This is a genomic window from Tateyamaria sp. (assembly GCF_059783535.1).
The window spans coordinates 1-5117 of the sequence record NZ_JBYNDP010000195.1 but is presented as its reverse complement, the minus strand read 5'-3'; the positions used below and the strand labels follow the sequence as shown (position 1 = coordinate 5117).

Below are 5117 nucleotides of genomic sequence, written 5' to 3'. Positions count from 1 at the left end.
ATCCGCGAAGGCGGCCGCACCGTCGGCGCAGGCGTCGTGTCCAAAATCACTGAGTAAGGCTTGGCGAGGCGAATACTGCATTCACAACGCCGTCTGAGACTTGAAAAGGCCGCGCATTCAGCGCGGCCTTTTTCGTTGTCTGGATTGTTTACTTTGCTACCGTATTGGAAACCGGAGCTTTCTGTATGAGATTATTCATTTTGGCCGTTTTCGCGTACCTGTATTTGCCAGGCACTGTCGCGGCGCGACCCATCTTGAAAGACAGTCAGAAAAGCTACGCTTTGGTCTGCCTTGAGGATGCGGAAACCCCGCAGCGTCTGGTTGGAATCTGCGAAACCGCTCTTGCCGAGTCAACGCAGCTCAATCGCGATTACAGGAATATGCAAGTTGTGCTCGCGGGCGCTTATGCCGACCTTGGACAGTCTGATGTGGCAATCAATATCTTGGAAAAGGTGCTGTTGGATGAAGAAGCCCACAAGGGTGCATTGAATACGCTTGGTTGGGTGTATTGGGGCACCTCTGACTACGATGCGTCGATCGACGCCTTTCAACGTGCGCTCGACATAGGCGCGTCGGCTGAGGCCTTTGCCGGTCTTGCCTCATCAAGTCGCTACAAGGGCGAGATCGAGGAAGGCGAATATCTGACATTGATTGATACAGCCATTGCCATGTCGCCAGAGTACGTGTGGGCCCATCGCGAAAAAGCGTGGTACTTCATTCAAGCCGGGCAGCCTGAAAGAGCAGAAAAAGTTCTGAAAGTCGCGTTGCAATACGACAAGGACGATCCTTGGACCCTCTATGCACTCGGTGTGGCCTTTTATGATCAAAACGCGACCGCCGCGGCCGCTGCGCGGCTGAACAAGGCCATTGAGACGCAGCAGGCGCCGACTAACGCTTATCTCTATCGTTCCAAGGCAAACTTCGATCTTGAGAATTACCGTCGTGCACTGCTTGACGCCGAACATGTTGTGCAGGATTGGCCGGACTCTCCGGAAGGATATGTTTGGAAGGCGCGTTCTCTATCCGCATTGGGTATGCGCCCCGCCGGGCAAACTGTGCTGCGTGACTACCTTGAAGAATTCTATGACAGCTATGCGGTCTACTGGCTCGCAGACCTTCTCTACTACGGAGGGGAAGAGATCGAAGCGATCCGCGTTCTGCAGTCGAATTTTGACCAAGGCGATGCCGATTACTACGACCATGAATTCATGGCCATGATGATGCTTGAAGAGCGGGACTTCGATGCAGCCAAATCGCATATTGATGCTGCACTAAAGCTGGACCCCAGGGCGCAATTTCCACGCTTTTATACATCGCTGATCCATGTCGCTGAGGGCAGATTCGACGAAGCCGAAGCTCTTTTTCTTGATGCGTTAAGGGGTGGATTACCGCGTCATAGAATTGGCCACTTCATCGGCGCGCTGACGGAAGAGGGCGAACTGCAAAGGGCCGTCGAGTTTCGCACAAAGACGAACTTGGTGTCTGCGGAAGCCGACTGAGCCTTCACTCAACACCGGGCTTGGGAAGCAAACCGACCAGCGTGGCCGCTGATTTCTTGCACTGAGTCAGCTGGCCATAGATTTGTGTCGAAGATTCGTTCCGCGCCCAAATTGACACTGAAAGGCGTACCTCAAGAATCCAGAAGTGTTCTACGTGCGGACATAAAGTTCCATTTTTCGCGCCCTGAGAGAAATTTTTCGAATGTCGGCTGCCGGTTTCTGCGCCAGCAAAATAGGCAGCAAACTGATTGAAATTGCTCAATCCTCTGAATGCTGCACTTGCAAATGTGGTGCTGCGGTATACGACGGTATCCCACTAAGTCATTAAAATATATTGATTTTTCATGAATCCTTCCCACCATAACAGGCAGAAAGGGAGGCCATCATGGATCAGGTGAATTTAGATGCGTGGATAGGGCGGAGCCTGTCGGACGTCGGTGGAATTGACCTGACGATGGCTGCAAAACTGCACGGAACACTTGGACGGGCAGAGGCGTCGCCACCTCGTGCAGGTGACTTACTACCTCCGCTCTGGCATTGGAGCGCGTTTGTTCCCATGGCACATACCGAGCATCTTGGACCGGACGGCCATCCAGCACCGGGCGCATTGTTGCCGCCCCTTGGCCTGCCGCGCAGGATGTGGGCAGGTGGTGCTCTGCGCTTCCACGCGCCGATCCGCGTCGGAGACACCTTGCATCGCCATACCGCAGTTCGGTCGGTTGACACAAAGACAATTGCGTCTGGTCCCATGGCACTTGTGACCCTGGATCACAGGATTGTTGGTCCCCAAGGGCTCGCTATCGAAGAGCGTCAGGACATCGTCTATCTGCCCATGCCCGATAGCTTTACGCCGCCCGAAAAGCGGTCCATGCCGGCGGAAACGGCCGAGCGCGTGGATATGTCGCCGACCTTATTGTTTCGATACTCTGCCGTCACCTTTAATGCGCATCGCATTCACTACGATCAGGATTATGCACAGTCCGTCGAGAAGTATCCCGGGCTTGTCGTGCACGGGCCCTTGCAAGCTGCACTCCTGATGCGGCATGCCGTCGGAACGCGTCAGCGGCCGCCAAGCTACTTTGACTTCCGGGCCGTGCATCCTCTGTTTGCGGGGATAGCCCTCGACATTTGCACGACGGAAGAAGACGGCGTTCTGTCTCTCTTCACGGGCCAAGACGGACATCAGGGCATGCAGGCGACCGCCATGTGGGAGGACACGCAATGACCATCCTGTCCGGAATGCGCGTTGTCGAACACTCGGCCTTTGTGGCGGTACCGCTCGCAGGCATGACATTGGCTCAAATGGGGGCGGAGGTGATCCGCGTTGACAGGCTCGAGGGTGGCTTGGATGCAGGTCGCTGGCCGCTAGCACCTTCGGGGCAAAGCCTTTTTTGGGCAGGTTTGAACAAGGGTAAGAAGTCTATCGCCGTTGATACCCGGCATCCTAGCGGCCGCGATTTGGTGCAGCAACTCGCGACTGCACCGGGGGATGATGCGGGTCTATTCCTCACTAATCTGCCCGCGCGCGGTTGGCTGGACCACAACACGCTGCGCAGGCTGCGGGAAGACATCATAACGGTCACCTTGGCGGGGGATAGGCACGGCAAGCCGCAGGTTGACTACACGGTGAACCCTGCGCTTGGCATACCAAACATGACCGGGCCGGAAGGGTCACACGACCCGGTGGCGCATGCCTTGCCCGCGTGGGACTTGATTGCAGGCAACATGTGCGTGTCGTCCTTACTTGCCGCGGAACGGCGTCGCTTGCGCGGCGGCGGTGGGCAGGAGGTGACGCTTGCGCTCAAGGATATTGCTGCCGCCACTATTGGTCACCTCGGCATGATTGGTGATGCTGCTCTGAACCCGTGCGATCGCGCAAAGGCGGGCAATGCCCTCTACGGGGCATATGGCCAGGATTTTGTGTGCGCAGATGGCCGGCGGATCATGGTTATCGGGCTAACTGGTCGGCAATGGTCCGGTCTGATCAAAGCCACCGAAACAGAAATGGCAATGTCATCTATAGAGCGGCGATACGGTGTATCCTTGCGGGACGAGGGTGAGCGCTGGCGCCGCCGCGCCGAGATCACTGATATCCTGCGCCCGTGGTTTGCGGCACGCCGGCTGTCGGATTTCAGCGATGATTTTAATCGCGCGGGGCTGACATGGTCAGAATTCCGCACGGTTCGTGAGGCATTGGCCCATGATCCCGATCTTGGTCCGGACAATCCGATGTTCGAGATGCTGTCTCAACCGGGCCTTGGCCGCTTTCCCGTACCCAAACATCCGGTTAGCTTCGAAACGGCGGAGCGCGTCCCCGTCGTACAATCGCCTGCACTTGGGACACATACCGAGGAAGTGCTGGGTGATGTCGCTGGCCTTTCCGACACTGAAATTGCTCATCTCTTTGATGCGGGCATTGTGCAATCCAGCACCTATCACACTTCCCGCACGGCGGCCTGATTTCATCCTTGCAAACCGGCGGTGCGCCGCGTAATTCAGTCCGGCGCGAAGGGGTATAGCTCAGCTGGTAGAGCGACGGTCTCCAAAACCGTAGGTCGCGGGTTCGAACCCTGCTGCCCCTGCCAAAAGCCCACGGACAATCAGTACTTTATGCGTCTTGGGGTCTCGCCTTAGAACTTCTCAAGGGTTTATCGGGCGTATCACGGGCAATCGCGATTCTGCTGTCCGTTATGAACGCCGAAGATCAGCCCGCTTTAAGACACTAGAAAACCAAGCCGCTTTTTGATGCATTCTAACGCCTGGCTTGCAGCTAAGCATATACAGGAAGTCTCGTACGTGGGCGAAGCTCTCCTACATTGCCAAACACATGGTAGGGCCGATGCTCGTCCTTGCAGACGGGACCTTCAAGATGGACTGCAACGTGGTCAACGCGGCATCCGCCCCATTGCGATGAACCGAAAGAACGTGCTCTTTGCTGGTCATGACGAGGGCGGCGGAAACTGGGCGCGCTTCACTTCCATCATCGAAGCATGCATGCTCAACGGTATCGCGCCGTACGCGTAACTCCAGGCTACCGCCGAAGCCATTGCACGACGCCATCTCGCTGCTCGGATCGACGAACTCACGCAGTAGAAATTTGACCAAAAATACTGGAACCGGTTACGAAGCACTGATTTGTAGGGCTCGCAGTTTCACAACGCGAAATGCGGAATTGGCCCTCTCATCCAACATGTGAAATCGATTGCAAGAACGTCAAAGGGCCTCGGTCCTGCCGACGTACTACCCAACATATACTTCAACGGTTTCTTACTTGAGGACACCCTTTTGCATGACCAAAGTTGTTCACACCCCGGCTGCCCTCGTCTCAAACATAGAATATCATGCTGGCGCTGCAGGTGCTGTCTGTTCGTGGCAATTGAAAATTCCCTGCTGCGGGAAACAGGCCTGATGCTCTGAAGATCAAGAGATTGAAGGTAATCAGAACCTCTGTAAAAATGGAAACCAATGATTGCCAGGAGCCTTCATTAGATTGCCTAGGGTCAGGACCCATTGATTTCGGCATGGCTGCGTGATTCATCGCTGCAAAAATGGCGGTGAACATGTCTGATCTTTTCTGGCTGACGGATGCGCAGATGGCGCGTCTTGAGCCTTTCTTTC

5 protein-coding genes and 1 tRNA gene are annotated in these 5117 nt (G+C 55.6%); 4 read left to right on the top strand and 2 right to left on the bottom strand.

The window, feature by feature from the left end; all coding sequences use genetic code 11:
* Positions 1-185 precede the first annotated feature (185 nt).
* Complete coding sequence (locus AC6RA8_RS21025) at positions 186-1499, top strand: tetratricopeptide repeat protein (protein WP_500355584.1); 1314 nt, start codon at positions 186-188, stop codon at positions 1497-1499.
* Positions 1500-1503: 4 nt separating this feature from the next.
* Here AC6RA8_RS21025 and AC6RA8_RS21020 read toward each other — a convergent pair whose 3' ends face one another.
* On the bottom strand, positions 1504-1761 hold the full coding sequence (locus AC6RA8_RS21020; protein ID WP_500355583.1) for a hypothetical protein: 258 nt from the start codon (positions 1759-1761) through the stop codon (positions 1504-1506).
* A gap of 123 nt (positions 1762-1884) precedes the next feature.
* On the opposite strand from AC6RA8_RS21020, the gene AC6RA8_RS21015 reads away from it, so the two are divergent.
* From AC6RA8_RS21015 to AC6RA8_RS21005, 3 genes are all read left to right on the top strand, one after another.
* Positions 1885-2724, top strand: a complete 840-nt coding sequence (locus AC6RA8_RS21015; protein ID WP_500355581.1) for an HTD2 family dehydratase — start codon at positions 1885-1887, stop codon at positions 2722-2724.
* Positions 2721-3959, top strand: coding sequence for a CoA transferase (locus AC6RA8_RS21010; RefSeq protein ID WP_500355579.1), 1239 nt, complete (start codon positions 2721-2723; stop codon positions 3957-3959). The genes AC6RA8_RS21015 and AC6RA8_RS21010 overlap by 4 nt, the downstream gene beginning before the upstream one ends.
* Positions 3960-4008: 49 nt before the next feature.
* Positions 4009-4084, top strand: a tRNA-Trp gene (locus AC6RA8_RS21005).
* Positions 4085-4824: 740 nt separating this feature from the next.
* On the opposite strand, the gene AC6RA8_RS21000 is transcribed toward AC6RA8_RS21005, so the two are convergent.
* On the bottom strand, positions 4825-5117 hold a 293-nt coding region (locus tag AC6RA8_RS21000), incomplete at its 5' end, for a hypothetical protein (protein ID WP_500164220.1).